Here is a 698-nt window from a genome sequence, read left to right as displayed (position 1 = left end):
CTAACTTAAAAATGAAAAAGCATAAAAACACTTTAACTTTCAATATATTGCGGTCTTTTTCTCTACGGTTACATAACGCCCGGTTAAGGGGCAGCCAACGCCATTACCAAGCTTCCGCATAACACCGTAACCACAAAAACCAACGCACAGTAAAAATGCCACGCGTTGGCTGTCCCTCTTGAACCGTTTGTTATGTTTAAGTTTCAATGACTTACGTTTTACCAAAACCAAGATTAACTCAGCATTGACTCACAAACAAAAGGCAAACCCTAACAAACTGAATTGACTCATAACTTTTGAAAAGCAAACTTTGAACTTTGACCGCTAATACTAACCAAACCTAAGATCAGATTGCTGATTGAGCCAACCGCCCCAACCTCGAGCTTGCCCAAAAATTGATTGAGGCAATTCTCTGAATTTCCAGCGCCAAAGAATAAGTGTCCAGAAAACAGCGCCCACTGAAGTCAACTTGCCGACAAACACAAAACCAACACGCCGAGGGAGCAAAGAAAAGATGCAACCAACTGATTTTTGGTGATTAAACATAACGCCGCGTTAAGGGGTGAGCAACGCAACGACCAACTAACCGCATTGCACCACGGCAATCGCATGAACATCCCCGTCATTCAAGGGCTCCGAGAACCTTGCTTAAGTAATTTACATCCATCGCGCACTTCATTCGTTTGCGTTGAATGCCG

It is taken from the genome of Vibrio fujianensis (assembly GCF_002749895.1).
In the GTDB taxonomy this organism is placed as follows: Bacteria; Pseudomonadota; Gammaproteobacteria; order Enterobacterales; family Vibrionaceae; genus Vibrio; species Vibrio fujianensis.
This window is presented reverse-complemented; position numbering follows the sequence as displayed.